The organism is Streptomyces sp. NPDC001816 (genome assembly GCF_042892235.1).
In the GTDB taxonomy this organism is placed as follows: Bacteria; Actinomycetota; Actinomycetes; order Streptomycetales; family Streptomycetaceae; genus Streptomyces.
On record NZ_JBIATY010000004.1, the window covers coordinates 590,247 to 615,297 of the forward strand.

The 25,051-nt window shown below is 72.2% G+C and carries 25 protein-coding genes; 9 read left to right on the forward strand and 16 right to left on the reverse strand.

Annotated features, from left to right (window positions below; translation table 11 throughout):
* Positions 1-10 precede the first annotated feature (10 nt).
* A complete protein-coding gene (locus tag ACFYZZ_RS18275; RefSeq protein WP_389176678.1) occupies positions 11-526 on the forward strand; it encodes a hypothetical protein in 516 nt (171 codons plus the stop codon).
* A 19-nt stretch (positions 527-545) separates the two neighbouring features.
* Here the strand turns inward: ACFYZZ_RS18275 and ACFYZZ_RS18280 are convergent, their stop codons facing one another.
* Both ACFYZZ_RS18280 and mshA read right to left on the reverse strand, forming a co-directional pair.
* Complete coding sequence (locus ACFYZZ_RS18280) at positions 546-1,046, reverse strand: YbjN domain-containing protein (RefSeq protein WP_389176680.1); 501 nt, start codon at positions 1,044-1,046, stop codon at positions 546-548.
* The gene (mshA, locus tag ACFYZZ_RS18285; RefSeq protein WP_386573723.1) at positions 1,039-2,376 is read right to left on the reverse strand and encodes a D-inositol-3-phosphate glycosyltransferase; all 1,338 of its coding nucleotides are present in this window, start codon (positions 2,374-2,376) and stop codon (positions 1,039-1,041) included. The genes ACFYZZ_RS18280 and mshA overlap by 8 nt, the downstream gene beginning before the upstream one ends.
* Positions 2,377-2,568: 192 nt before the next feature.
* On the opposite strand from mshA, the gene ACFYZZ_RS18290 reads away from it, so the two are divergent.
* The 3 genes from ACFYZZ_RS18290 (at position 2,569) to ACFYZZ_RS18300 (ending at position 6,258) form a co-directional block, all read left to right on the forward strand.
* Entirely contained in the window at positions 2,569-3,384 is an 816-nt protein-coding gene (locus tag ACFYZZ_RS18290) for a class I SAM-dependent methyltransferase (RefSeq protein ID WP_389176682.1), read from the forward strand.
* A 199-nt stretch (positions 3,385-3,583) separates the two neighbouring features.
* Complete coding sequence (locus ACFYZZ_RS18295) at positions 3,584-4,657, forward strand: NlpC/P60 family protein (RefSeq protein ID WP_389176684.1); 1,074 nt, start codon at positions 3,584-3,586, stop codon at positions 4,655-4,657.
* A gap of 296 nt (positions 4,658-4,953) precedes the next feature.
* Entirely contained in the window at positions 4,954-6,258 is a 1,305-nt protein-coding gene (locus tag ACFYZZ_RS18300; protein ID WP_389176686.1) for a PP2C family protein-serine/threonine phosphatase, read from the forward strand.
* A gap of 18 nt (positions 6,259-6,276) precedes the next feature.
* On the opposite strand, the gene ACFYZZ_RS18305 is transcribed toward ACFYZZ_RS18300, so the two are convergent.
* The 3 genes from ACFYZZ_RS18305 to ACFYZZ_RS18315 all read right to left on the reverse strand — a co-directional run bounded on the left by ACFYZZ_RS18305 (position 6,277) and on the right by ACFYZZ_RS18315 (position 7,901).
* Positions 6,277-6,627 carry a DUF2516 family protein gene (locus ACFYZZ_RS18305; protein ID WP_389176688.1) on the reverse strand — a complete coding sequence of 117 codons (351 nt, stop codon included), beginning with the start codon at positions 6,625-6,627 and terminating at the stop codon, positions 6,277-6,279.
* 106 nt (positions 6,628-6,733) lie between these two features.
* Complete coding sequence (locus ACFYZZ_RS18310) at positions 6,734-7,330, reverse strand: hypothetical protein (protein WP_389176690.1); 597 nt, start codon at positions 7,328-7,330, stop codon at positions 6,734-6,736.
* A 79-nt stretch (positions 7,331-7,409) separates the two neighbouring features.
* Complete coding sequence (locus tag ACFYZZ_RS18315; protein WP_389176692.1) at positions 7,410-7,901, reverse strand: helix-turn-helix domain-containing protein; 492 nt, start codon at positions 7,899-7,901, stop codon at positions 7,410-7,412.
* Positions 7,902-8,122: 221 nt separating this feature from the next.
* Here ACFYZZ_RS18315 and ACFYZZ_RS18320 point away from each other — a divergent pair, with 221 nt between their 5' ends.
* Positions 8,123-9,319: an NAD(P)/FAD-dependent oxidoreductase gene (locus ACFYZZ_RS18320; protein ID WP_389176694.1), complete on the forward strand. Its 1,197-nt coding sequence runs from the start codon at positions 8,123-8,125 to the stop codon at positions 9,317-9,319.
* Between the two features lie 25 nt (positions 9,320-9,344).
* Positions 9,345-10,241: an RNA polymerase sigma-70 factor gene (locus tag ACFYZZ_RS18325; protein ID WP_389176696.1), complete on the forward strand. Its 897-nt coding sequence runs from the start codon at positions 9,345-9,347 to the stop codon at positions 10,239-10,241.
* On the opposite strand, the gene ACFYZZ_RS18330 is transcribed toward ACFYZZ_RS18325, so the two are convergent.
* Positions 10,165-11,568 carry an MFS transporter gene (locus ACFYZZ_RS18330; RefSeq protein WP_389176698.1) on the reverse strand — a complete coding sequence of 468 codons (1,404 nt, stop codon included), beginning with the start codon at positions 11,566-11,568 and terminating at the stop codon, positions 10,165-10,167. The genes ACFYZZ_RS18325 and ACFYZZ_RS18330 overlap by 77 nt on opposite strands.
* 196 nt (positions 11,569-11,764) lie before the next feature.
* On the reverse strand, positions 11,765-12,436 hold the full coding sequence (locus tag ACFYZZ_RS18335) for a DUF4097 family beta strand repeat-containing protein (protein WP_389176700.1): 672 nt from the start codon (positions 12,434-12,436) through the stop codon (positions 11,765-11,767).
* Positions 12,437-12,668: 232 nt separating this feature from the next.
* Here ACFYZZ_RS18335 and ACFYZZ_RS18340 point away from each other — a divergent pair, with 232 nt between their 5' ends.
* Positions 12,669-13,421: a helix-turn-helix domain-containing protein gene (locus ACFYZZ_RS18340; protein WP_389176702.1), complete on the forward strand. Its 753-nt coding sequence runs from the start codon at positions 12,669-12,671 to the stop codon at positions 13,419-13,421.
* Between the two features lie 17 nt (positions 13,422-13,438).
* Here the strand turns inward: ACFYZZ_RS18340 and ACFYZZ_RS18345 are convergent, their stop codons facing one another.
* Positions 13,439-13,915, reverse strand: coding sequence for an HAD domain-containing protein (locus ACFYZZ_RS18345; protein ID WP_389176704.1), 477 nt, complete (start codon positions 13,913-13,915; stop codon positions 13,439-13,441).
* 12 nt (positions 13,916-13,927) lie between these two features.
* Entirely contained in the window at positions 13,928-14,551 is a 624-nt protein-coding gene (locus ACFYZZ_RS18350) for an RraA family protein (protein WP_389176706.1), read from the reverse strand.
* Between the two features lie 159 nt (positions 14,552-14,710).
* Between ACFYZZ_RS18350 and ACFYZZ_RS18355 the strand changes: the two genes are divergently transcribed.
* Entirely contained in the window at positions 14,711-15,553 is an 843-nt protein-coding gene (locus tag ACFYZZ_RS18355) for a nitroreductase/quinone reductase family protein (protein ID WP_389176707.1), read from the forward strand.
* 18 nt (positions 15,554-15,571) lie between these two features.
* Here the strand turns inward: ACFYZZ_RS18355 and ACFYZZ_RS18360 are convergent, their stop codons facing one another.
* The 5 genes from ACFYZZ_RS18360 to ACFYZZ_RS18380 all read right to left on the reverse strand — a co-directional run bounded on the left by ACFYZZ_RS18360 (position 15,572) and on the right by ACFYZZ_RS18380 (position 22,267).
* On the reverse strand, positions 15,572-17,611 hold the full coding sequence (locus ACFYZZ_RS18360; protein ID WP_389176709.1) for a HelD family protein: 2,040 nt from the start codon (positions 17,609-17,611) through the stop codon (positions 15,572-15,574).
* Positions 17,612-17,642: 31 nt separating this feature from the next.
* Positions 17,643-18,278 carry a TetR/AcrR family transcriptional regulator gene (locus tag ACFYZZ_RS18365; RefSeq protein WP_389176711.1) on the reverse strand — a complete coding sequence of 212 codons (636 nt, stop codon included), beginning with the start codon at positions 18,276-18,278 and terminating at the stop codon, positions 17,643-17,645.
* A 10-nt stretch (positions 18,279-18,288) separates the two neighbouring features.
* Complete coding sequence (locus ACFYZZ_RS18370; RefSeq protein WP_389176713.1) at positions 18,289-20,565, reverse strand: phosphotransferase family protein; 2,277 nt, start codon at positions 20,563-20,565, stop codon at positions 18,289-18,291.
* Between the two features lie 86 nt (positions 20,566-20,651).
* A complete protein-coding gene (locus tag ACFYZZ_RS18375; RefSeq protein ID WP_389176715.1) occupies positions 20,652-21,389 on the reverse strand; it encodes an HAD family hydrolase in 738 nt (245 codons plus the stop codon).
* On the reverse strand, positions 21,389-22,267 hold the full coding sequence (locus ACFYZZ_RS18380) for a GntR family transcriptional regulator (protein ID WP_386573746.1): 879 nt from the start codon (positions 22,265-22,267) through the stop codon (positions 21,389-21,391). The genes ACFYZZ_RS18375 and ACFYZZ_RS18380 overlap by 1 nt, the downstream gene beginning before the upstream one ends.
* A gap of 130 nt (positions 22,268-22,397) precedes the next feature.
* Between ACFYZZ_RS18380 and ACFYZZ_RS18385 the strand changes: the two genes are divergently transcribed.
* Complete coding sequence (locus ACFYZZ_RS18385; RefSeq protein ID WP_389176717.1) at positions 22,398-22,586, forward strand: hypothetical protein; 189 nt, start codon at positions 22,398-22,400, stop codon at positions 22,584-22,586.
* A gap of 13 nt (positions 22,587-22,599) precedes the next feature.
* Here the strand turns inward: ACFYZZ_RS18385 and ACFYZZ_RS18390 are convergent, their stop codons facing one another.
* The gene (locus ACFYZZ_RS18390; RefSeq protein WP_386573748.1) at positions 22,600-23,508 is read right to left on the reverse strand and encodes a FadR/GntR family transcriptional regulator; all 909 of its coding nucleotides are present in this window, start codon (positions 23,506-23,508) and stop codon (positions 22,600-22,602) included.
* Between the two features lie 303 nt (positions 23,509-23,811).
* Positions 23,812-25,050 (reverse strand): GNAT family N-acetyltransferase, encoded by a 1,239-nt coding sequence (locus ACFYZZ_RS18395; RefSeq protein ID WP_389176719.1) that lies wholly within the window; start codon positions 25,048-25,050, stop codon positions 23,812-23,814.
* Position 25,051 lies beyond the last annotated feature (1 nt).

Consider the following 25,051-nt stretch of genomic DNA (forward strand, 5'->3'; position numbering starts at 1 on the left):
ACGTCCCGCCATGGATGACACACAGAAAGCACAGGAACCACAGACTCCTCGCGATCCATCCATCAAGACCCGTTCCCTGCCGGTCAGGCGTCTCACGACCGCCGTCGTCGGTGCCGTGGCCCTGGTCGCCCTCAGCGTCGGCGTCGCTCTGGCGGCGACCTCGGGCGACGAACCGAGTCCCGGGCCGAGCGCCACGAGCACCCTCCCGCCGGGCACGGACTCCGGGGGCACGTCCGGCGGCGGCACCGTTGACGGAGGCGGCACCGTCGGCGGCTCCGGCGGCGGCGATCCGAGCCCGACGTCCACCTCTCCCGACGACCCGCCGATCCCCGATCCCGACCCCGACCCCTCGGGCGAGCCCTCTCCACCGGCCGACCTGAACGAGCTCAACCGGCGCATCACGGAACTCGACAAGAAGGTCGACCAGCTGCCGACGAAGAAGGAACTGGCGGACGCCCTGCGGGCCTTCGCCGACGAACTCGACCACAGCGGCCGCAGCGGAAAGCCCCAGCCGGATCCGTCCTGAGCGTCCGGTCGTCCCGGGGTCAGTCGGCCTGGCGCTCGATCAGATGCTTGAACGCGTCCAGGTTCCGCGTCGACTCGCCCCGGGACACCCGCCACGCGTACTCCCGGCGGATCGCGGAGGCGAAGCCCAGCTCCAGCAGGGTGTTGAAGGCGCCGTCCGCCGCCTCCAGGACCTGGCCGAGGAGGCGGTCGATCTCCTCGGCGGTGACGGCGGTCAGGGGCAGGCGGGCGGTGACGTAGACGTCGCCGAGCCGGTCGACGGCGTAACTCACGCCGTACAGCTTGAGGTTGCGCTCAAGCAGCCAGCGGTGGACGCCCGCCTCGTTCTCGTCGGGGTGGCGGACGACGAAGGCGTTAAGGGAGAGGGTGTGGCGGCCCACCAGGAGGGAGACGGTGGTGGACAGCTTGCGGGTGCCGGGGAGCTTGACGACGTAGGTGCCGGGCTCCGGGCTCTCCCACTCCAGTTCGGCGTCCTTCAGGACCCCCTCGATGACCTGCGCTGCCTTCTCCACATCACCCATGCTGGGAGCGTACGCGACGGCGGTGGGACTGGGTCGCTGCCATGTAGACGTCGGCGGTGGCGGCCGCGGCGGTGTCCCAGCCGAAGGACTGCGCGTGCCGGGCGGCCGCCGCGCCCATCTCGGCGGACAGGGACGGCTCGTCGGCGAAACGGCCCAGTACGCGCGCGTACTCGGCCGGATGATGACCCGTGACCAGGAAGCCGGTGACGCCGTCGCGCACGGCCACCGGGAGGCCGCCGACCGCGGCCGCGAGCACCGGGGTGCCGGCGGCCTGTGCCTCTATCGCGACCAGGCCGAAGGACTCGCTGTAGGACGGCATGACGAGGACGGAGGCGGCCCGGAACCAGTCCGCGAGCTGCTCCTGGCCGACCGGCGGGCGGAACCGTACGACGTCGGCGATGCCGAGCCGGGCGGCGAGCTTCTGCAGCCCCTCGGGCTTGGCCAGACCACTGCCGCTGGGGCCGCCCACGACGGGTACGACGAGCCGGGAGCGCAGCTCCGGGCGCTCCTCCAGCAGAACGGCGACCGCCCGGAGCAGCACGTCGGGGGCCTTCAGCGGCTGTATGCGGCCCGCGAAGAGCGGGACCAGCGCGTCCTGGGGCAGGCCGAGGCGGGCGCGGGCGGCGGCCCGGCCGTCGGCGGGGCGGAAACGGTCGAGGTTGACGCCGGGGTGCACGACGGCGACCTTCGCCGGGTCGGCGGCGTAGTGCCGCACCAGCTCGTCGGCCTCCTCGGCGGTGTTGGCGATGAGCCGGTCGGCGGCGGCGACGATCTGGGTCTCGCCGATGACCCGGGCGGCGGGCTCGGGGGTGTCGCCGTCGGCCAGGTTGGCGTTCTTGACCTTGGCCATGGTGTGCATGGCGTGTACCAAGGGGACGCCCCAACGCTGGGCGGCGAGCCAGCCGACGTGGCCGGAGAGCCAGTAGTGGGAGTGGACGAGGTCGTAGTAGCCGGGGCGGTGGCCGGCCCAGGCCTGCATCACACCGTGCGTGAAGGCGCACAGCTGGGCGGGCAGGTCCTCCTTGGCCAGGCCCTCGTAGGGGCCGGCGTCGACGTGCCGGACGAGGACGCCGGGCGCGAGCTGGACCGTGGGCTCAAGGTCGCCGGCCGTGGCCCGGGTGAAGATCTCGACCTCGATGTTGATCGCGGCGAGGCGCTGGGCCAGCTCCACGATGTAGACGTTCATGCCGCCGGCGTCGCCGGTGCCGGGCTGGTGGAGCGGTGAGGTGTGCACGGAGAGCATGGCGACGCGGCGAGGCCTGCGGTGGAGCCTGAGCCGCGAGGGGGCCGCCGGGGAGCGACGCCCGAGCCTGCTGACGTACTGGCTCACGTGGGCTTCCTCCTTGCTGCGGGCATGCCTGCCGGAGGACCGACCTCGCCCTCCAAGGGGGTGCAACAGCGGCGGGGGCGGCTCGAATTCCCCTGCGGCAGCCTTTGCCGAATCATTACCGTTATCCGCTCAACCGTTCGACAGGTGTCGCGCGGGCATCTGGCCTCCTGGGCTCCACCTACCCTCATAGATATGACAGCCCGCGCGACGGCCCGCCCCGTGGGAACGGTGACGCGCGGGACGACCAACCCCAACCGGTTGCGGCGCATGGACCGCTGGATAGCGGCCACGCACGGCGCCGAGCTGCGGCGTGCCCCGGATCCGGTGGCGGTCGACCTCGGGTACGGGGCGGCGCCGTGGACCGCGGTCGAGCTGCTCGGCCGGCTGCGGACCGCCGCACCCCGCGCGCGCGTGGTCGGCGTCGAGATAGAGCCGGAGCGGGTCGCGGCGGCGAGGCCGTACGAGCGGGAGGGCCTGGTCTTCCGGCACGGCGGTTTCGAGGTGCCGGTGCCCGGGCGGCCGGTGCTCGTGCGGGCCGCCAACGTGCTGCGCCAGTACGACGAGGGCCAGGTCGCCGCCGTGTGGGAGCGGCTGTGCGCACGGCTCGCACCGGCGGGCGGGGGCTCGCGGGGCGGACTGCTGGTCGAGGGGACCTGTGACGAGATCGGGCGCCGGCACGTCTGGGTGGCGCTCGGCCCCGAGGGCCCGCGGACGGTGACCTTCGCGACCCGGCTCGGCTCCCTGGAGCGCCCCTCGGACCTCGCCGAGCGGCTGCCGAAGGCCCTGATCCACCGCAATGTGCCCGGCGAGCCCGTGCACGCCTTCCTGCGCGACTTCGACCGCGCCTGGGCGGCCGCCGCCCCCTACGCCTCCTACGGCGCCCGCCAGCGCTGGATCCGTACAGTCCGGGACCTGTGCACCGATTGGCCCATAACGGACTCGCCGGCGCGCTGGCGCCAGGGGGAAGTGACGGTGACCTGGGGAGCGTTGGCGCCGCGCGGGCGCTGAGCACCCTCGGGAACGATCTCCGTGCGTCATGCGTCACATCGGCGCGCCGATCGTCGTAATCGGCGCGGACAGGGGGAAGTGCGCCGGATGGGTGGGGCGAAACTCCGACTTCCCGCGACCTCTGTCGTTTTGCGCGTCGCCGTGGCACGATCCGTCGGGCGACCGTAAGTTACTGACGGTAAATCAGTTTGGGGAGCACATGGGCACGGACAAGCGCGGTCTGCTCACGGCCGCCGTGACGGTGGTCTGCGCGGTGACCGTACTGGCGGTACCCGGCACGGCGTTCGCCGCCCCGACCCCCACACCGAGCACGAGCGCGTCACCGACTCCCCCGCCGAGCGAGGACCTTGAGAAGGTCCGCGAGAAGCTCGACAAGCTCTACCACGACGCCGCCGTCGCCACCGACGCCTACAACGCGGCCGAGGAGCGGACGAAGGAGCAGTCCGCCCGCATCGTCGAGCTGGCGAAGAAGATCGTCGAGGGACAGCAGAAGCTGGAGCGGCTCAAGAACCAGGCCGGCGCGGCGGCCCGCGCCCAGTACCGCACCGGCGGACTGCCGCCCACCGCCCAGTTCCTGCTCAGCGACGACCCGCAGGAGTTCATCGACGGGGCCGGCACGGTGCTGAACGGCCAGCGGGCGACCAACAAACTGATCGCGGAAATGACCCGCACCCAGAAGGACTTGCGGAGCTACGCCGACGACGCCTCCGCCCAGTGGCAGAAGCTGGAGGCCAACCGCAAGGCCAAGGCGGCCGCCAAGAAGAAGATCAAGCAGCAGATCTCCGAGGCGGAGCAGCTCGAGTCCCGGCTGGAGAAGAAGGAGCAGGAACGACTCGCCGAGCTGGAGCAGCAGGCCGCCTCCCAGGCCCAGACCAAGTGGCTGGACACCGGCATCCTCGACGAGATCAACGGCAAGGCCTCCGCACAGGGCAAGAAGGCGGTCAAGTTCGCCACCGCCCAGCTGGGCAAGCCGTACGTGTGGGGCGCCGAGGGCCCCAAGTCCTACGACTGCTCGGGCCTGACCTCCCAGGCCTGGCTTAACGCCGGTGACCCCATCCCGCGCACCTCGCAGGAGCAGTGGAAACAGCTCAAGCACGTGGACGTCAAGGACATGCGCCCCGGCGACCTCATCATCTACTTCGACGACGCCAGCCATGTCGCGATGTACGTCGGCGACGGCGCGATCATCCACGCCCCGCGGCCCGGACGCACGGTGACGGTCGCGGGCGCGGGTTCGATGCCGATCCTGGGAGTCGTACGACCGGACGCGTGAGCCAGCTCATGTGACGGCCCCCACGCGCCCCGCACCCCCCGCGTGCGACCTCCCGTGTGACCCACCACACGCCCAACCCCCGCCCAAACCCGGGCGATACGTGAGCTTCGTCATCCCAGCTCGCCGGCCGTCCTGTCCAACTGCGATACGGATCGCGGCATATGACAGCGGACTGCGCCCGAGCGACGCGGCTCACACCATTCCATCGGGGCGGGCAGTACCGCTATGGTCACCCGACGGTGGGTCGAGGTCCCTCGCCCCGCCTGCCCTCGGGGGGAGGGAAGGAAACAAAGACGATGCCCGTACCCGTACCGCGGCAGAGAGCGATCCCGGCCGCGGAGAGTGGTCAGGCGCAGGCCGCCGCCCATGGCGGTCCCCTCAAGGAAGAGGCTCAGCGCAGCGCCAATGCCGGCGGCGCCACCGGCGCTCCTCTCACGCTGCTGCTGATCGAGGACGATCCGGCAGGCTCGCCGATCGTGCCCGAACTGCTGGACGCCTCCGGCAAGCCGATCCGCGTCCGTACCGCCCGCAACCTCACCGAGGCCGGGCGGCTGCTCACCGACGACGTCCACTGCATCCTGCTGGACCTCGCGCTTGCGGCCCCCGGCCGGGCCGACGACGAGGACGCCGACGAACTGGCCGTGCTCAAGCACGTGCTGGCGCTGGCGCCCCGGCACGCCGTGCTCGCGCTGACCGCCTCCGGCGACGCCGAGCGCGCCGCCGAGGCCGTGCGCGTCGGCGCCCAGGACTACCTGTTCCGGGACGAACTGGACGGCCGTCTGCTCAGCCGCGCCATCCGTTACGCGGTGGAGCGGAAACGTTCCGACACGGCAGAACGCCGCCTGGCGGAGGGACGGCTGCGCGCCCAGGAGAACCGCCGGCTGGAGCGCGGGCTGCTGCCCACACCACTGCTGGACGGCTCCTCGCTGCGATTCGCCGCCCGCTACCGCCCCGGCCGCTCCCGGGCCCTGCTCGGCGGCGACTTCTACGACGCCGTCCGCACCCCGGACGGCACCGTGCACGCCATGATCGGCGACGTCTGCGGCCACGGCCCGGACGAGGCCGCGCTCGGCGTGGAGCTGCGCATCGCCTGGCGGGCGCTGACGCTGGCCGGGCTGTCCGGCGACGAGCTGCTGGGCACCCTCCAGCAGGTGCTGGAGCACGAGCGCGCGGACGAGGAGATCTTCGCGACGGTGTGCACGGTGGACATCGCCCCGGACGGCCGCTCGGCGGGCCTGTGCCTGGCCGGACACCCGGCCCCGCTGCTCGCCCGCCCCGGCCACAGCGCGAAGCTGCTGCCGTACGACAAGAACGGCCCCGCCCTCGGCCTGCTCCCCAGCGCCCGCTGGCCGCGGATGCAGGTGGAGCTGGGTGCCGAGTGGAGCCTGATGCTCTACACCGACGGTCTGATCGAGGGCCGGGTGGGCACGGGCGGAGAACGCCTGGGCCAGGACGGGATGGTGGAGATGATCCGCCGCCAGCTCTCCGAGGGCCGACGGGGCGAGGATCTGCTGCGGGCGGCGGTGAGTGAGGTCCGCGACCTCAACGGCGGAGAGCTGACGGACGACGTGGCAGTGGTCCTGCTGGACCGCACGCCGTAAGCCCCCCGCCGCGGGGGCTCAGCGGCCGCCGTTGTACGGCCCGTACGGGCCGTCGCTGCTGCTTCCGCCGCGGCGGCGGCCCCAGCCGCTGCCGCCGCCGGAGACCTGCTTGAGCGCGGGGCGTACGTCGACGATGTAGACGATGCTGGCCACCAGGCCGGCGATGGGCAGGATGCCGAGGATCGAGAACAGGTAGCTGACCACGAGCGCGATGCCGAGGATGATCAGCCAGAAGACCTTGTTCTGCTTGTCGGCCGCGCGGAAGGCGTCCTCGCGCCGGAACGCGGCGTCGACGAGCCCGAACGCGGCGAGGGCCATCAGGATGATCTTCAAGATCCCCATGAACCCCGCGAAGCCCAACATCAGCATGCCGTCCACCGCCCGCCGTCTCCCGATCCGTACCTCGCCACCGTACCCATAGAACGGGCCGGACACCCCCATGGTGCCCGGCCCGTTCACGCCTCGTCGGTCACGCTCACTTCGCCGGCGGGGTCGTCTTCTTCGCGGGGGCGGCCTTGCGGGGGGCCGGGGTCTTCCGGGCCGCGGGCTTCTTCGCCGCAGCGGGCTCGGTCTTGGCCTCGGCCGGCTGCGGCTCCTCCTCGGCCGCGGCCGGCTCGGGCCTGCCCTCGACGGCGATGGCCAGCTCCTCGATCTCCTCGGCGGCCTCGCCACGCCAGCTCTTCACGGCCTGCTCGCCGTGCTCGGCGACCCGCTCGTAGGTCTCGCGGGCCTTGACGGCGTACTCGGCGGCGACGCCGACACCGCGCAGGGCGAGGTCCTGGGCGCTCTCGCCGAACTTCTTGAGGTCGCCGTCGAGGGTGCCGATGAACTCGTTGACCTTGGTCTGCAGGGTCGCCTGCGCCTCCTTGGCCCGGGCGGCGGCCTTCTCCTGCACGGCCTTCGGGTCGGTGTTGCGCACGGCGTCGATCCGGGCCGGGGCCTCGGCACGCAGCTGCTCGACCAGGCCGGGCACCTTCTTGGCCTGCTGGAGGGCGAGGTCGGCGGTGCCCGCGGCGAAGTAGAGCGGGGTCGGGTCGCTGAGGGTCTTGCGCAGGTCGTCGGTGATGGCCATGGTGATGGTCCTCCCGGATTCGCGTTCGGCTGAGGGTTGGTGTGGTCCGCGGTGTGCGGCCGGACGCCCTGGTCCGGCTCTATCCGGCCGTCCGCCGCGGACCGGCATCACTGCCGCCGGCCGTGCGGGTGCCGCGTACGGCGGTGTCGCTCGGGTCATCGGTGTCGCTGGGCACTTCCTCCGCCGCCCCTTCACCGAGGTCCTCCACCGCTTCGCCGACCCCGAATCCGTTCTCCTTGCGGAAGGATTCGTAGATCTGGAGCAGCACCTGCTTCTGCCGCTCGTTGAGCGAGGGATCGGCGAGGATGACGGCGCGGGTCTCCACGTCGTCCCGGTCCCGTTCGGCGTCGAGGATGCCGGCGCGGACGTACAGCGTCTCGGCGGAGATGCGCAGCGCCTTGGCGACCTGCTGGAGCACCTCCGCGCTGGGCTTGCGCAGCCCGCGCTCGATCTGGCTCAGGTACGGATTGGACACCCCGGCGGCGTCGGCGAGCTGCCGCAGCGAGAGCTGGGCGTTGCGCCGCTGCTCGCGCAGGTACTCACCGAGATTGCCGACGTTGAGCGATGCCATACCCCCACCTTGCACCAGTCGCGCTAACTATTGCAAGCACCTGCTTGCAATAGTGCGCCACGCCACGCCCGGACTTCACCCGGTCGCCGCAAGGGCGGCCCGCACCCCTTCCGTGAAGTGAACTGGATCACACCCTGTCACAGCGATCCGACCCGCGGTGTCTTGAGGTCGAACTCCCGTACCGAGCCCCGTACCGAACCTCCGAAGCGAAGGAAGAGGCCATGCCCGAGAACACCGAAGTGCTCGTGATCGGCGGCGGTTACGCCGGAGTCTTGGCGGCCAACCGCCTGACGCAGCGCGCCGACGTGTCCGTGACCCTGGTCAACCCGCGGCCGTCCTTCGTCGAGCGGATCCGCCTGCACCAGCTGGTGGCCGGGACCCACACCGCGGTCGTCGACTACAGCCAGGTGCTGGCCGAGGACGTCCGGCTGGTGGTCGACACCGTGACCCGGATCGACGCGGTCGGGCGGAAGGTGGCGTTGGCTGCCGGCGGCACGGTCGGCTACGACTACCTGATATACGCCGTGGGCAGTGGCAGCGCCGACCCGCACGTGCCCGGAGCGGCCGAGTTCGCCTACCCGGTCACCAGCCTGGAGGACGCGCAGCGGCTGCGGACGGTTCTCGACTCCGCGTCCGCGAAGGCTGCCGTGACCGTGGTCGGAGCCGGTCCGAGCGGCATCGAGACCGCCGCCGAGCTGGCGGAGCGGGGCCACGGCGTGACCCTGGTCTGCGGCGGGGTGCTCGGCCCGTACCTGCACCCGCGGGGCCGGCGCTCGGTCGCCGGGCGGCTGGCCGGACTCGGTGTGACCGTGCTCGAAGGTCCCGACGCGAAGGTGACGGCCGTGACCCGCGACGCCGTGCGGCTCGGTGACGGCCGTGAGCTGCCGAGCGAGGTGACCGTCTGGACCGCCGGATTCGGCGTTCCGGACCTGGCCGCGCGCAGCGGCCTGAGCACCGACGCCCTGGGCCGCCTGCTCACCGACGAGACCCTGACGAGCGTGGACGATGTGCGGATCGTCGCGGCCGGGGATGCGGCGGCACCGTCGGACCTGCCGTTCCGGATGAGCTGTCAGGCCGCCACGAGGATCGGCGCACATGCCGCCGACACGGTGCTCAGCCGGATCGCGGGTGGCCAACCCGCACCCATCAACCTGGGGTTCTTCGGTCAGTGCATCAGCCTGGGGCGTCGCGCCGGTATCTTCCAGTTCGCCGCCAGGGACGACACCGCCACAAAGCTCTACCTCGGTGGACGACCTGGCTCGAAGCTCAAGGAGTTCGTTTGCCAGGCCACCGTCAAACATCTGGCGAACGAGGCACGCAAGCCCGGCTCGCTCACCTGGGTCAGGGACGACAAGCGCGGGCAGCTGCTGCGGGCCGAGCGCGGCGGGGCGCCGGCCGCCTCCGGACAGGCTGCCTAGCAAGGCGAACAAGGGGGAACCAGACATGAGCGACCACGCCACGGACCCGGCGACCGAGGCTTTCGCCGCCCACCGCAACCTGCTCTTCACCGTCGCCTACGAGATGCTCGGATCGGCGGCCGACGCGGAGGACGTCCTCCAGGAGACCTGGCTGCGCTGGGTCGGGGTCGACCTGGAGCAGGTGCGCGACCAGCGCGCCTACCTGGTCCGGATCACGACCCGGCAGTCGCTCAACCGGCTGCGCACCATGTCGCGCCGCAAGGAGGCGTACGTCGGCCCCTGGCTGCCCGAGCCGCTGCTCACCGCGCCCGACGTGGCCCAGGACGTCGAGCTGGCCGAGAGCGTGTCGATGGCGCTGATGCTCGTCCTGGAGACCCTGTCGCCGACGGAACGCGCGGTGTTCGTGCTGCGCGAGGTCTTCGACGTCGGCTACGACGAGATCGCGGCCGCCGTCGACAAGAGCCCCGCGGCCGTCCGCCAGATCGCGCACCGCGCCCGCAGGCACGTCGACGCCCGCCGCCCGCGCGAGGTGGTCTCCGCGAGCCGGACCCGGGCGGCTCTGGAGTCGTTCCGGCGCGCGCTCGACACCGGGGACCTGCAAGGTTTCCTCGACGTGCTCGCCCCCGAGGTCGTCCTGATGAGCGACGGCGGCGGCATCAAGCAGGCCGCGGTGCGACCGATCGTCGGCGCGGACAAGGTGGCCCGCTTCATCGTCGGCGGCGCCGGGAAGCACACGGCCACGATCACCACTGAGCTGACGGTGGTCAACGGCAGCCCGGCACTCGTCCTCCGGCTGGACGGCGAGATCGACGGTGTCATGGCGATCCGCGTGGAGGACGCCCGTATCACCGGCCTCTACTACGTGCGCAACCCGGAGAAGCTGACCCGCGTCGAGTCCGAGACCCCGCTGACCCTGCGCTGACCGAGGCACCGTCGCCTCGCGAGGGGACGGACTTACGGACGACGAGGGCGGCGGTCAGGCACACGGCTCCGGCGACCGCCATGCCGGACGCGGGGCCGAGAGCCGTCATCACCCCGCCTGCTGCCGCCAGGGTGAGGGTCTCCAGGCTCATCCGCGTCGTGCTGAACAGCGCGGCGCCGGCCCCTCCGCGCCGGGCAGGCACGTACCTGAGCGCCTGCCCGTCCGGGACGCCCTCGGTCAGCCCGAGGCACAGACCGACCACCGCGGCCGCGCCGAGAAGAGCCGCGGGACGGTCGGTCACCTGGAGGACGACCGCGGTGACCGTGCAGGCGAACAGGGCGGTGGTCACCAGCGGCCGGGCCAGTCGGCGCGCGAGCCGCGCGGCGAGCAGCGGAAGGACCGTCGACGGCACGGTCAGCAGACTGAGCATGACCGCTGCCTCGCCCCGGCCCATGCCCTGGGCGGAGCCGAGCCGGGGGAGCACGGTCAGTCCCACCACGAGCATCCCCATGAAGGCTCCCGTCGCCACGGCGTACGCGCGATAGGCGGGGATCCGCAGCAGGTCCACGGGGATCGCGGGATCGCAGGCGCGCCGTTCCACGCGGACGAGTCCGGTGGCGCAGGCCGCCGCGACGAGGACGAGCAGGGCCGGCCCCCACCACGGGACGCCGGACCCGAAGCCCAGCCCGAGCGCGGTCACCCCGGCGGCGACGGTCACCCCGAACAGGACGGCGCCGGCCCGGTCGAAGCTCTCGTTCGGCTCGGGGTCGCGCAGGCCCGGCAGTCCGAGCGTGGCCAGGGCCGCGACGGCGGCGACAGCGCCCGGCACGACGAAGACGAGCCGCCAGCCTCCGACGGCCATGAGGGTCTGGGCGACGACCGGCCCCAACGCCAGGCTGCTGCCCAGCACGGCGCCCGCACAGCCGTACACCCGACGCCGTTCCTCGGGCGGGTACACGGCCAGGACCATCGACGATCCGCCGGCGGCACACATCGCCGCCCCGACACCGCCGACCGCGCGCAGTGCCACCAAGGACGGCAGGTCGGGAGCGAGGGCGGACAGGAGCCCGGTGGCCGCGACGAGGAGGTTGCCGACGGCGAAGAAGCGGGTGCGGGCGCTGCGATCCGCCGCTGCTCCCGCCAGCAACAGGGCCGCGGCGAAGAGCCCGTTGTAGGCGAGGACGAGCCACGGACCCAGGGCTGCGCCACCCGGCAGTTGGGCCGTCACATCGGGGACAGCGGCCGTCGCCCCGGTGATGGCGAGGGGGAACACGGCCGTGGAGACGAGGTCGGCCACGAGGACACGCCGACGCTGACGAACAGTCAAGGGGAACATGAAGTGCGCTCCGGAACAGGGAGATCCGAGCGCCACGAAGGCGCTCCTGGCCAAGGGGTCAGGAGCGACGGCGAGAACTGGGGTTGTGCGCCGTCGCTCTCAGCGACGGCGCACCCTGTCTGATTCCGGCACGGGCTCACGCTAACAGTGGAGTTGGAGCCCGGGACACTCATTGATGGCTGGCGTTCTACAGGCTGCGGGCGGTGATGTCGCCGTAGGTGGTGGTCGCGCGGATGTTCAGGCCGGCGGCGGCGCCGTCGGTGTTCCTGAGCGCGTTGTGGATCCGGCCGTAGCCGGTGCCGGCGTCCAGGGAGGCGGAGACCCCGCGGGCGGCGCCGACCTCGATCCCGCCGTGCTCGGTGCGCAGGGTGACCGTGCCGCGCACGGCCTCGGTGATGCGCAGGTCGCCCTTCTGGGTGCTGATCTCCGCGGGGCCGCCCAGGTGGCCGACCGAGATGTCGCCCGCCTGCAGGGTGAGGCGCGCACCGTCGGTCTCGTCGAGCTTGACCGTGGCCTGGGCGCCCTCGAACGCGACGTCGCCGAGCCGTCCGACGCCCCGGAGTTCGGCGAGGGCCGCCTTCGCCTCGACACGGGAGCCGGCCGGCAGCTGGACGGTGACCTCGACGGATCCGGAGTGCCCGAGGATCCGGTTCTTGGCGTTGGGGGCCTCGATCCGCAGGACGCCGTCGACGTAGGCGACCTCGATCTCCTCCGCCGCCTTCACGTCGCGGCTCTTCGAGGGGTTCGCGGGCAGGACCTCGACCGTGGTGTCGGCCCGGTCGGCGGCGATGAGCTGGATGCGTCCCGCGGGGATGTCGAGGACGGCCAGGACCGGGGCGGTGGTGTCGAACTTCTGCATCGTGCTCTCCTTCAACTCGTTGTTTCCGATGACAGAAAAGCTACGTTGCGTTCATAGATTTGGCAACATCTTCATTGCACTTCATCGACATCTTCGCAGGTCATAGGCAGGAAATCGTTGCAACGGTTTGAACTAGAACGCAACGGCACCTTACCCCGCCGTTGCAATGAATTGCGCGTGAACGCTATGCTGGAGACACCGGGAGCCAGGAAAGACCGCGAAGGAGACCGCGATGCCGGGAGGCAGACTCACTCAGTCGGAGCGCCAGCAGATCGCGCTGGGACTGGCCGACGGCCTCGCCTACGCGGAGATCGCCCGCCGCCTCGACCGCCCCACCTCGACCGTCACACGCGAGGTCATGCGCAACGGCGGCCCCACCGCCTACCGCGCCGACCTCGCCCACCGGGCCACCGAACGCCGCGCCCACCGCCGCAGGCAGGCCGCGCCGCGAGGGCCTCAGGCGTCCCCCCAGGCCCACGGACGTGACGCCGAGGCCGTGCGCGAGTACGAGGAGACGCTGACCGTCGTCCTCATGCAGTCGGGCACGCCCAAGATGATGGCTCGGGTGATGGCCTGCCTGATGACCAGCGACGCGGGCAGCCTCACCGCGTCCGAACTCGTCCAGCGCCTGCAGGTGAGCCCGGCGTCCATCTCCAAGGCGGTCGCGTTCCTCGAAGAGCAGGGCCTCGTCCGTCGGGAACGCGACGAACGCCGCCGCGAGCGCTACGTCATCGACGACGACGTCTGGTACCAGTCCATGATGGCCAGCGTCCGCGGCACCGCCCACGTCGCCGAAACGGCACGACAGGGCGTCGGCGTCCTCGGCGCCGGCACCCCGGCCGCAGCGCGCCTCGAGAACGTCGCCCGCTTCCTCGACTTCGTCTCCGAGAGCCTCGCCCGCGCCGCGGACCAAGCCCGCGAAGTTCTCCACACGAGGCCCGTGACGCCCCCGGACGACACTGCCGAGCCGAGTGCGGATCGCTGACGGACAGCTGCGGACCTTCAGCTGCCGCCGAGCCACTCCCGTACCGCCTCGAAGTCGGCCTCCGTCAGGCCGTAGCCGTGGTCGACGCGGTGGAGGAGGGCCGGACCGGGGTGATGGACGGCGACCCAGGAGCGGTCGGCCTCGGTGAGTTCGTCGTCGATCCAGACGAAGGGGCGGCCGGCCGCCCAGGCGACCAGGGGGCGGGTCTTCCAGTGCAGCAGGTCCGGTGGCTCGTCCTCGTCGGGCCACTCCACGACCGGCAGCGGGGGCAGGCCCAGCCAGGGGGCCAGGCAGACGTTGGCGTCGTCCATCCAGGTCGTGGCCCACACCAGGTCGCAGCCCAGCGCCGCGAGCCGTCGGCCGAGCGCCGGGTCGACACGGGTGAGCAGCGGGTGCCCACCGGCGCTCACCGGCGGGCCCTCGTACACCGGGTAGGCGCGGTCCGCCGCCCCGAACGGGATGAGCGGACCGTCGACGTCGAGGAAGAGCAGCATCACCGACCAGGATCAGCCCTCGAAGCCGTTCCCCGCGAGGAACATGTCGATCCGGGTGCGGTGTGCCGCCTCCCACGCGTCGAGGGTCTCGGCGGCCTCCTCGGCGAGCTTGGCCCGTGCCTCCGCGAGCGTCCCCGCCCGGCGGGCGCCCGGGACCACCACCACGCCCTCCTCGTCGGCCACCACCATGTCCCCCGCCCTGACCCGTACGCCCCCGCAGCGCACCGGCTTGTTCAGCGGCCGCACGGCCTTCTTGGCGCCCGGGATCGGGATCACGCCCCGGGCGAAGACCGGGAAGCCCAGCTCGCGCACCTCGGCGAGGTCGCGGATCAGACCGTCGGCGACGAAGGCCGCGACCCCGCGCCGCCGGGCCACCGCGCAGACGTTTCCGCCGGCCAGCGCCCAGTCCAGGTCCCCGGACTCCACGACGATCACCGAGCCGGGCTCAGCGCGGTAAATCGCGGCGTGCAGCATCAGGTTGTCGCCGGGCGGGCAGCTCACGGTGAACGCCGGTCCGGCGATCCGCGGCACCGGGGCCCACAGCGACCGTATGCCGATGTCCATGACCTGGTCACGGCCGAGCAGATCGGCCAGGGTCGTGGTGGGGATGTCCTGGAACTCGGTGGCGTCAGTCATGTCAGGGACGGTAGCGTCCCTGACATGACTGCCGGGTCGGCCTTGTGCCGTGAGCGAGTTGGGTGCCCGGCCTCTGAATGAGGTCCGCGCGGGCCAGGAGCCCGCCGCTTTCTCTGCGTACTGAGACCAGTTCATCAGCCGCAGAGAAGGAAATCCCGAGTGCCCAACCCTTTCAACCAGAACATCATCGATGAGTTCCGCGCCCACCACGGCCGCATGAGCGGCTCCTTCGAAGGTGCCCGGCTCATCCTGCTCACCACCACCGGTGCCCGCACCGGCACCCCGCACACCACCCCGGTCGGCTACCTCGCCGACGGCGGCGAGCGGATTCTCGTCATCGCCTCGGCCGGGGGCTCTCCCCGGCACCCCGACTGGTACCGCAACCTGCTCGCCCACCCCGAAGTAACCGTCGAGAGCGGGGTGTTCACCTATCGGGCCCGTGCCGAGGTGCTCACCGGCGAGGAGCGCGACCGCGCCTTCGCGCGGGCGGTGGAGGCCGAGCCCGGCTGGCAGGCGTACCAGGAGAAGGCGGGTGACCGGGTGATACCCGTCGTCGCGCTGTACGAGATCGCACAGGGCGGACCGCCGAACATCGCCGCGGACTCGCCCGGCGAGGCGATCCGTCTTGTCCACGACATGTTCCGGCGTGAACTCGACCTGATCCGGAAGGAGATGGCCGCGGGCGACGGTACCCTGCTCGGCGCCCAGCTCCGCGTCAACTGCCTCACCCTGTGCGCGGGGCTGCTCAACCACCACAACGGCGAGGACACGGCCCTGTTCCCGTTCCTCGCCGGCCGCCATCCGCACCTCGCGCCCACCCTGGAGCGGCTGGAGCAGGAGCACGTGCACATCGCGGACCTCGTGGAGCAGTTGCGCCGCGCGGTCTCCGGCGAGCATCCCGACCCGGCCGCGGCCCGCGCCGAGGTGGACCGGCTGACGGCCGCGCTGGAGGCGCATCTGGCGTACGAGGAAGAGCAGTTGGTGCCCGCACTGGGCGGCTAGTGCCCCAACAGCGCGGCACTAGAACGGCAGCGGCCGCGCGTGGACGACGTCGAGCCGGGACACCGCCCGCGTGAGCACGACGTACAGCCGGTGTGCGCCGCGCTCCTCCGCCTCGGTGACGGCGGCCGGTTCCACGGCGACGACGTGGTCGTACTCCAGGCCCTTGACCAGGCTCGCGGGCACCACGGTCACCCGGGCGCCGAGTTCGTCGGGTCCGGCCGGGTCGATGCCGGCCTCGGTGAGCGCGGCGCACAGGCCGGTCACGTCCGCGTCCGCCGCGACGACACCGACCGATCCCGCGTGGGCAAGGGCCTCGCGTACGGCCGTCACGGTCGTGCCGGGCACGTCGTCGGTCGGCCGGAGGGTCAGCTCGCCGTCCGCGCGCAGCGACCGTGCGGCGGGCACGGCCACGTCCAGTCGGTCCAGCAGCCGGTTGGCCAGCTCGACGACGGCGGCGGGCACCCGGAACCCGGTGGTCAGCGGCACCACGGCGGCGTCCGGCTTGCCGAGGTGGCGCAGCTGGACGTCCCAGTCGCGGGCCGCCCACGGGGTGGTGCCCTGGGCGAGGTCGCCGAGGACGGTCAGCGAGCCGAAGGCGGCCCGGCGGGCGATCGCCCGGCACTCCATCGGCGAGAGGTCCTGCGCCTCGTCCACGACGATGTGGCCGTACCCCTCGGGGTGCTCGATCAGCCCCGCCAGCTCGTCCAGGAGGACCAGGTCGGCGGCCGACCAGCGGGCGGACTTGTACGAGCGCGGCGGGCGCGGCCACAGCAGTGCCGCCTGCTCGTCGGGGTCCAGCAGCCCGTCGGCGGCCGCCGCCAGCGCCTCGCCGTCGGTCAGCAGTCCGGCGAGGGCCTCCTCGGGCCGGACCTTCGGCCACACCGCGTCGAGCCGGGCGGTGAGCGGCCGCATCCGCTCGACCTTGCGCAGCCAGGCGTTCGGCGGCGGCCCCGAGCGCCGCTCCACCTGCTCCAGCAGCAGGCGTACCACCCGGGCGCGGACCCGCTCGCGCCCGATCGCGTACGGCGGCTCCTCCGCGCGCACCTCGTGGACGACGCCGGCCAGCTGCCCGGCGGTGACCCGCAGCCAGTAGGAGCCGTCCCGTACGGCGAGGTCGGTCACCCCCTCGGCCGACACCCGCGCGTACAGCGCCCGGCGCAGCACCTCGGCCATGCGAGGGTCGTGCTTGAGCGCGGCCGTGGGGGTGGGGTCGGTGCCGGTGGCCGGGTGGCGGGCGATCTCGTCCTGGAGGGTGGCCTGGCGCACCCCGCTCTCGCCGAGGGCGGGCAGCACCTCGGCGATGTAGGCGAGGAAGGTGCGGTTGGGGCCGAGGATCAGCAGGCCGGAGCGCTGGACGCGTTTGGCGTGGGTGTAGAGCAGGTAGGCGGCGCGGTGCAGACCGACGGCGGTCTTGCCGGTGCCCGGGGCGCCCTGGACGCACACGGAGGCGGTGAGGTCGCCGCGCACCAGGTCGTCCTGCTCGGGCTGGATGGTGGCGACGATGTCCCGCATCGGGCCGACCCGGGGCCGCTCGATCTCCCGCGCCACGATGTCGCTGACCTGGGTCTCGCCCCGGCCGAGGTACTCGTCCTCGAACCCGGTGAGGTCGGCGGCCTCGCCCTGGCTGCCTGACGCCCAGCCGAACCGGCGGCGGACCTCGACGCCCTGCGGATCGCGCGCGCCGGCCTGGTAGAAGGCGCGGGAGACGGGGGCCCGCCAGTCGACGACGAGGGGCGGGGCGGCCGGGTGCTCGGTGATCCGCAGCCGGCCCACGTGGTAGTTCTGCCCGCCGTGTTCGGGCTCGGTCGCGGCGAAGTCCAGCCGGCCGAAGAAGAGCGGGCCCCGGGGCAGTTCGCGCAGCGCCTTGGCCTGGCTGCGCAGCTGGTAGCCGAGGACCTCGGCGTCGGCGCCGGAGGCGGAGACGTCCTCGCCGATGACGACCTGTTCGGCGGCGCCGTCGACCATGGCGGCGAGGGCGGCGCGGCAGGTGTCGTGGTAGGCGCGTTCGCGGTGGAGGGCGGCCTCGATGTCCTCGGGGGCGGGGTGGAGTGACGGCATGGCTCCACCGTACCCAGAAAATGTGACTGAGTTAAATATGTGACCGAGTATCACCGGGTTGGGCGGTCAGCCCGGGCAGCCCCGCCGCCAGCCGCTCGAAGGCCCGCTCGGCGGCCCGTACCGCGTCCGGCCGCACCTGCTCCACGCCCTCCCCCGCCGCGATCCGCCGCCAGTTCTCCAGCGCGAGGATCCGCTGGACGGCGATGATCTGCCCGGCGGCGAGCCGGGCGTCCAGACCGCCCCCGAGCGCCTCGGCGAGCGCCGCCTCCGACCGCTCCTGATAGCCGTACACCCGTGCCACCAGGGCGGGCGTCCCGTACAGCAGCCGGTGGAAGGCGAGCACCGCGGGATGGTCGTTCAGCCCCGTGACCGGATCGGAGCGCTCCAGCCCGTCCAGGAAGCTGCGGCGCAGCGCGTCCAGCGGGTCGGCCGCCCCGGCGACCACCCGCGCGGCCTCCGTCTCGTGGTCCGCGATCCGGTGCAGGACCAGGTCCTCCTTGGCCGGGAAGTACCGGAAGAGAGTCGGCTTGGAGATCCCGGCCGCGGCGGCCACCTCCGCGACCGACACGGCGTCGAAGCCGCGCTCCAGGAACAGCGCCACGGCGGTGTCCGACACGTTCTGGTACATCCGCCGCTTCTTGCGCTCACGCAGGCCCATCTCTTCCATGGGACCGAGCCTACGCAGCACCGTCCGGGAGGGTCGGCCAGGCCAGGGCGCCGGTGAGGTAGGGGCTGGTCCGGTGCCGGGACGACAGGCCCAGGGAGGCGGTGGCCGCCGCCAGGGTCATCGCGTACGACTCCACCGCGCGGCGGACGTTGGGGGCGTCCAGGCTCGCGCCGGTGACCAGGCGGTCGAGGTCGACGTAGGCCGAGCGGACGATCTCGACCCACCGGTACACCCGCCAGTCCTGGCGCCAGTCGTGGGTGTACTGCGCGGGCAGGCGGGTCTCCCAGCGGCGGAACATGCGGTCCCGGATCTCCGGCCGGGTGGGGGTGAGGTGCATGTGCCGGACCAGCTCGTACAGCGGGTCGCCGACCAGGGCCATCTCCCAGTCGATGACGGTCAGGGCCGGGCGGCCGTCACGGCGCACCAGGTTCCAGGGGTTGAGGTCGCCGTGCAGCAGGGCCGGGGCGCGGGAAGTGACCTGGTGCCGGGCGAGGATCTCGCGCAGCCTCGGCGCGTCGGGCAGGCCGAGGAAGCGGGCCAGCTGCTGGGACCCCTTGGGCAGGCCGGCGACCAGCGCCACGAGCTGCTCGCTGAGCCAGCCGTAGAAGCCGCCCCGGCCCGCGACCGGGTCGATCTCGGTGTAGTCGACCGCGGTGAGCGCGGCCAGCTGGTCGACGAGATCGTCCGCCTCGTGCGGGCGCAGGCCGCCCACCGGGTGGACGGGCCCCCGGCCGATGTCGCCCGGGCCCTCGTAGGTGTGGATGGCGAAGCGGTCCCCGGAGTACGTCCGGATGCCGGAGCGGTCCATCGAGTGGCTCTCGCCCAGCGCCAGCACCCGGGGCGCGGCCACCGCCGCCCCGGACCGCTCGATCGCCCTGAGCACGGCGTGCTCGCTGAGGAAGCTGCGTTCGCGCCGGGTCACGTTCACGGCCTTGCGGCGGACCACGACGGGGAACGGGGTGCCGGGCACCCGGAGCACCGTGTTGAGGTGCGCGGTGCCCTTGAAGACCCGGTCGGCCGGGGCCGCGCCCTCCAGCAACAGGGCGTCGGCGACGGCCCAGTGGGGGAAGTCGGGGTGCTCGGGGACGCGCCGGTCCGGCGTCCAGTCGATCGCCCGGACCGCGGGCACGCCCAGCGCCCCGCCACCGGTCCCCGTCCGCACGCCGGGCCGCACGGACGCCCGCCAGCGGAACAGGATCCGCTCGATCTCCCGCTCCCCGGGCACATGGGCGAGGCGCAGCGGCGCGGCCGCCGCCTCCAGGGCGCGCCGGACCCGGGCCGTCGCCTCGTCCAGGCTCTTCTGGTCGAAGGACTCGTCCAGGGACGTCGCGGCCCGCATCACGTCCGGGTACACCGACTGGGCCTGCTCGAAGGCGATGTAGTGACGCAGGTCCCTGGTCACGCCGTTGACGGCCGCGGGGCGGACCTCGCGCATGGCGCGCGCCCACGCCTCGACGACCTCGTCCCGCTGGTGGTCCGGGTAGCGCATCCGGACCAGGTGGGTGGCGAGGTCGTGCAGCGGGTCGCCGTAACTCGCCAGCTCCCAGTCGACACGGACCAGGGGCGAGGTGCCGTCGCGGGGCATGATCACGTTGTCGCGGTGCAGGTCGGCGTGGAGCAGGCTGTAGGGCCGGCGGGTCATGACCGGGACCCGTTCGGCCAGCCGGACCAGGGCGTCCTCGGGGATGCCCAGGGCGGCGAACAGGCCGCCGAAGCAGGCCCGGTTGGGCTGCCGGATCTGCAGGTCGGCCATGCGGGCCAGGGTCCGCAGAAAGCCCTGGCTGTCGGTGAAGTTCCGGGGCCACAGGGCGGGCAGGGGCGGCAGCGCGGCGCTGCTGCGCACCTGGGCCGTCTCGGCGAGCAGGCCCGCCAGGGCCCTGACCAGCAGGCCGTCGACGGGCTTCCCGTCGCCGCAGACGCTGGAGAGCGGACTTCCGTCCACATGGCTGTGGACGGCGAAGCCGTCTCCCTCGGCCAGGCACTCGGGCACGCCGGGCAGGACACCCCTGACGGCCCGCAGGACCGCCGCCTCGTTCTGCCAGGTCCGGATCACCACGGGCAGGGCGCCCGCGCGCCGTACCCGCACGGTCACGACGGTGCCCGGCTGACAGCCGATCAGCCGGGCCATCGGTTCGTCCAGCTGCAGCACGTAGTTCTGGTGGTGGAAACCTCCGCTCGCCCGTCCGGTCGCGGTGGCCCGCGCCAGAAACTCCTGGCACACGGCGCGGGGCAGAACTCGGTCGGCGCGCCTCCCGGTCATGTCGCGGGGGACGGGTGGTGCGCCCACGGGCCGCTCCGGGGTTCGGTCGCGCTGTGCTGGAGGGGGACGAACGGGTCGGGGAAACGCTAACTCCCCACAGATGGTTCGGCATGCTAGCGCACGGACGGCGCGCTCCGGAGCAACTGCAGCAACGGCTCCAGCGACCGTACGACGCGCTCGGCCCCCGCCGCCCTCAGGAGTTTCTCCTTCCCTTCGTGACGCGCGTAACCCAGGAACGGAACCCCCGCCTCACGGGCCGCCAGCAGGTCTGAGGGGGTGTCGCCGATCATCAGGGCCTTGGTGGGCGGGGCGCCCGTCCCGTTCAGGGCGCGGTTGAGGCAGTGCGGGTCCGGCTTGAGCAGGTGCAGGTCCTGGGTGCGGCCGTAGACATGGGGGGCGAAGCAGGCGTCGAGGCCGCGCTGCTCGAGGTAGGCCCGGACCACCCGGGGGGAGTTGTTGGTGGTGATGGCCAGGCGGGATCCGACGGCCGTCCAGGTGCGGATCAGGGGGTCGGCGTAGGCGGTCGGCAGGGCGGAGGCGGCGGCCCGCAGCTCCTCCTGGGTGAGCCGTTCCTCCACTTCGGCGACGAGGTCGCTGCCCGGGTGCCGGCGGTCCACGGCACGCAGCACGACCTGCGGGTCCAGCGTGTCGCGCTCGGTGTCGGTGAGCAGCCCGCGCAGGCCCTGCAGCTCGAGCCACTCCACCAGCTCGGCAGCCACGCCCGCCGCCTTGTGCCTGGCGAACAGGCGGCAGATCGGCCCGTCGAAGTCCCAGAGGACGACCCGCGCAGCTGTGATCAGTTCTCGTAGCTTCTCGATCTCGTTCGCATCAGGAGTCGCATCAGAAGTCACTAGGAGAGTGTCAGGTCCGTCGTGATGGTTTCCCAGAGGGCGTCGAACCACTTCTGGGATTGCTCGACGAACGCCGCGTCCCGCTGACCGGCCCGCTTCTCGAAGGAGAAGAGGAGGGACTCGGAGCCGACGGTGTCGTACATCTCCAGCGTTCCGCCGTCGGTCGGCTCCTCGCGGCGCGTGATCATGTAGTACGCGTACAGCGCCTCGGACCCGTTGAGCAGGTACAGCTTGGCCGGCGGGGTGAACGGCAGGGCCCGGAAAGTGACGTGTACGTCGATGTCGTGGGTGGAGCGCAGGGCCTGGAGGTTGTACTGCAGGACCTGCCCCTGGGCGTTGCGCATCGCCAGCCAGCGCTGGTGCACGGTGTCGTCGTCGGGGCGGGCGTCGACCGAGACCGGGAAGGCGAGGTTGATGGCCCGGGAGGGCAGCAGGATGCGGACGTCGATCCGGTCGGGGCGCAGCCGGCCCTCGTGGATCAGGCGCAGCGGCTCGCCCAGGGCGGGAATCAGGGACTGCGCGGTCAGGCAGGCCGCGTCGATACGCACGTGCGGCGCGGAGAACGCCTCGGTCAGCCGGGGGGCGAGGCCCACCATCGTCGGCTGGGGCTCGTCGTGGGCCGGGGCGGGCTCGGCGATGCGCGGGGGGCTGCCCTTGCTGACGTTGCTGAGCAGGCCGGCGTCCGCGAGCGCCCGGATGGCCTGGCGTACGGCACCGCGCTCCACCCCGAACTCCTCGGCCAGCTCGGCCTGGGTGGGCAGGCGCTCGCCCGCCTTCAGGGCGCCGGTGCGGATGCGTTCCCGCAGGATGTCGGCGATCTCCTGGGGCGTGAGCCTTCTGCTGCCGTTCACTGCCACGTTCTCCTGGGTCACAACCAAACGCTACAACCCTGATCCATCTAAAGGGAGTTGTTACGAAGTTGTTTGCGAGTAGCGACCAAGTGGGGACAACCTAATTAGAGTTGGTTGCCAACTTGGTCAAGTTGGCAGACCGAAAGGGGGAACCACCATGCCCGTCCTCGCACTCCTCTGCGCCGTCTTCGTCGTCGGCTTCGAGCAGCTCGTCCAGTGGAAGTACGGCGCCGCCGGCATCGTCGGCCTGCTCCTGCTCTCCGTCGGCATCAAGGCCAAGAGCCCGGCGGTCAGCTCCGCCGGGGCCGTGCTGCTCGCGGTGCTCCTCGCGGGCCCCACCCTCTGATCGCGAGCCTTCGCTACGTCAGCACCAGCTCCGAACTGATCGTCTCCCACAGCGCGTTGAACCACAGGTGGGACTGCTCCACGAACGTGGTGTCACGCAGGTCGCCGCCCTGTTCGAAGGCGAACAGCAGCGACCGCGTGCCCTCGGCGTCGTACAGCTGCAACTGCTCGTGGTCGATCTCCCGCTCGCGGCGGCTGAGCGTGTAGTACGCGAACAGCGCCTCGGACCCGTTGAGCAGATACAGCTTGACCGGCGGCGTGAACGGCAGCGCACGGAAGGAGACGCGCACATCGATGCGGTGCGTGGTGCGCAGCGCCTCCAGGTTGTGCCGCAGCACCTGGCCCTGGGCGTTGCGCTGGGCCAGCCAGCGCCGGTGCAGCAGGCCGCCGTCGGAGGCGTCCACCGGGGCGGGGAAGGCGAGATCGATGTCCCGGCTGGGCAGCAGCACCCGGACGTCGATCTTGGCCGGTTTCAACTGCCCGGCGTGGATCTGGCGCAGCGCGACGCCCAGGGCCAGCGTGAGCGAGACCGACGTCAGGCAGAGGGCGTCTATCTCGACGTGCGGGGCGGCGAAGGCGGCCGCGATGCGCGGGGCGAGGCCCACCATGGTGGGCTGCGGCACCGCCGGGACGGTCACGGGGCGGGCGTGCTCCTCGGGCGCGGCCACGGTGGCGGGGCTGCCCTTGGACACGTTGGTGAGCAGGCGCTCCGACTGCAGGATCCGCAGGGCCTCCCGTACGGCACCGCGCTCCACGCCGAACTCGTCGGCCAGCTTGGCCTGGGTGGGCATGCGCTGACCCGGTCGCAGCACACCGGAACGGATCCGGGCGCGCAGTTCGTCGGCCACCTCGCGATGTGACGTGCGTGACCGCTGTGGCCTCTTCCGTTCACTGGCGGAGGCGTGTTCCGGGTCCACGAACAAACACTACAACTTCTCGCCATCTTCCGGCAGTTCACGGAAAGGTGGTTATGAGCCGCATCCAAGCGGAGATAAGTACAGTGAAGTTGGTCGCCAACTTGAACAACATGGTCGAGCTTCCCCAGTGGTTGGCCGATCGGGCTCCCTTCCGGAGGGGAGCCGGGAGCCCGGGCAGGGGGCGGCCACCGGAGCGCACAGTCACAACTGAACAGCCGGCACAGCCACAACTGAACACGGTCATGGCACAGCCACAACTGAACAGCCAGCTACGGATGCACAGTCAGCGTCGGCCGGACGAGGGGAGCCTCAGAAGATGTCCGGGCACCACGGTCGCCCGGACGTGCGAAACAGGGCGTCGGCCTTCCGGGCGGCGCCCTCTCGTTCTTCCCGGACCCGGCCGAGCGCCGCGAGCCGCACCAGGGACTCGTCCCCGAGCCAGACCGTGGCCAACTCGCCCACCGGCAGCGTGAGATCGACGGCGGCACCGCCCGCCGGAGTGCAGGACGCACCCTCCGGCGAGGCCTCAAGCCGGAACCGGCCCCCGGCCAGTCCTCCCTCGTCCACGACTTCCAGCACCAGCGAGCCCGTCCCCTCGTACGTCCGCGCCTCCAGGGCCCGTACGACGTCCAGGATCCGCACCCACAGCCAGTCCGCGTGGTCGGTGACCCGGGCGGCGCGCGGGTCGGGCAGGAAGAACGGCAGCAGGTCGTCCGGGCCGCGCCAGCCGCTCTTGACCTTGGTGATCCAGTCGATCGAGCACAGGTACCGCCACAGGGCGCCCTCGGCCGCCGGGGTCGTGGCGAGCAGCCAGCTGACGTCGGCGGTGTTGTGCGGCTGCTTGTCGTGCCAGTTGTCGTCCGACCGGTACGACACCAGGCCCTCGACCTCACCGGAGGCGGAGCGGTACACGGCGAAGAACGGCTCGGTCCAGTCCTTGACGAAGAGCACGGTGCCGGTGATCTTCTGCCACCACAGCTCGTCCCGGCTGACCGCACCGGGCTGGGCACGGCGGACCCGCTCGTGCAGCTCCGGGCCGAGCTTGCGGAGCTCCTCGCCGTCCACCAGGTCGATCCGGCCGCCGTCCTCGGGGCCGGACCAGCGCGGGTCGAGACCCGCCCGGGGCACCTCGACGGTCCACTGGGTCGTCCAGGTCGCCGGACCGAAGCCGTATCGGCCGTAGATCGGGTACTCCGCCGCGATCAGGGTGGCGACGACGTCACCGCGCTCCTTCGCCGCCGCGAGGTCCCGGCTCATCATGCGGGTCAGCAGGCCGCGGCGGCGGTGGGTGGGGGTGACCGTGACGTTGGAGATGGCGTTCGCGGGCACGAACGCACCACCCACCGCGGTGAGTTCCTGGGCGAAGGAACGGAAGGTCGCCACGCAGCGGTCGCCGTCGAAGGCACCGAGCATGCGGGAGGACACGCACTGCCGCCGGTGGGCCTCGATCTGGTCCTCGTTCGGCCCCGGTTCTCGCAGGAACCCGGTGTTCAGGGCGCGCAGCCAGCCCTCGAAGTCGGTCTCGGAGACGGTGCGTACGTCGGTCATG

What these genes read in the sequence shown, in the direction of transcription:
- ACFYZZ_RS18280 (WP_389176680.1), bottom strand. Translation starts at nt 1,046, where the DNA reads ATGGGTGATGTGGAGAAGGCAGCGCAGGTCATCGAGGGGGTCCTGAAG.
- ACFYZZ_RS18275 (WP_389176678.1), top strand. Translation starts at nt 11, where the DNA reads ATGGATGACACACAGAAAGCACAGGAACCACAGACTCCTCGCGATCCA.
- ACFYZZ_RS18365 (WP_389176711.1), bottom strand. Translation starts at nt 18,278, where the DNA reads ATGGAAGAGATGGGCCTGCGTGAGCGCAAGAAGCGGCGGATGTACCAG.
- ACFYZZ_RS18395 (WP_389176719.1), bottom strand. Translation starts at nt 25,050, where the DNA reads ATGACCGACGTACGCACCGTCTCCGAGACCGACTTCGAGGGCTGGCTG.
- ACFYZZ_RS18310 (WP_389176690.1), bottom strand. Translation starts at nt 7,330, where the DNA reads ATGGCCATCACCGACGACCTGCGCAAGACCCTCAGCGACCCGACCCCG.
- ACFYZZ_RS18315 (WP_389176692.1), bottom strand. Translation starts at nt 7,901, where the DNA reads ATGGCATCGCTCAACGTCGGCAATCTCGGTGAGTACCTGCGCGAGCAG.
- ACFYZZ_RS18290 (WP_389176682.1), top strand. Translation starts at nt 2,569, where the DNA reads ATGACAGCCCGCGCGACGGCCCGCCCCGTGGGAACGGTGACGCGCGGG.
- ACFYZZ_RS18385 (WP_389176717.1), top strand. Translation starts at nt 22,398, where the DNA reads ATGCCCGTCCTCGCACTCCTCTGCGCCGTCTTCGTCGTCGGCTTCGAG.
- ACFYZZ_RS18295 (WP_389176684.1), top strand. Translation starts at nt 3,584, where the DNA reads ATGGGCACGGACAAGCGCGGTCTGCTCACGGCCGCCGTGACGGTGGTC.
- ACFYZZ_RS18350 (WP_389176706.1), bottom strand. Translation starts at nt 14,551, where the DNA reads ATGACTGACGCCACCGAGTTCCAGGACATCCCCACCACGACCCTGGCC.
- ACFYZZ_RS18340 (WP_389176702.1), top strand. Translation starts at nt 12,669, where the DNA reads ATGCCGGGAGGCAGACTCACTCAGTCGGAGCGCCAGCAGATCGCGCTG.
- ACFYZZ_RS18345 (WP_389176704.1), bottom strand. Translation starts at nt 13,915, where the DNA reads ATGCTGCTCTTCCTCGACGTCGACGGTCCGCTCATCCCGTTCGGGGCG.
- ACFYZZ_RS18300 (WP_389176686.1), top strand. Translation starts at nt 4,954, where the DNA reads ATGCCCGTACCCGTACCGCGGCAGAGAGCGATCCCGGCCGCGGAGAGT.
- ACFYZZ_RS18305 (WP_389176688.1), bottom strand. Translation starts at nt 6,627, where the DNA reads ATGCTGATGTTGGGCTTCGCGGGGTTCATGGGGATCTTGAAGATCATC.
- ACFYZZ_RS18335 (WP_389176700.1), bottom strand. Translation starts at nt 12,436, where the DNA reads ATGCAGAAGTTCGACACCACCGCCCCGGTCCTGGCCGTCCTCGACATC.
- ACFYZZ_RS18360 (WP_389176709.1), bottom strand. Translation starts at nt 17,611, where the DNA reads ATGCCGTCACTCCACCCCGCCCCCGAGGACATCGAGGCCGCCCTCCAC.
- ACFYZZ_RS18320 (WP_389176694.1), top strand. Translation starts at nt 8,123, where the DNA reads ATGCCCGAGAACACCGAAGTGCTCGTGATCGGCGGCGGTTACGCCGGA.
- ACFYZZ_RS18325 (WP_389176696.1), top strand. Translation starts at nt 9,345, where the DNA reads ATGAGCGACCACGCCACGGACCCGGCGACCGAGGCTTTCGCCGCCCAC.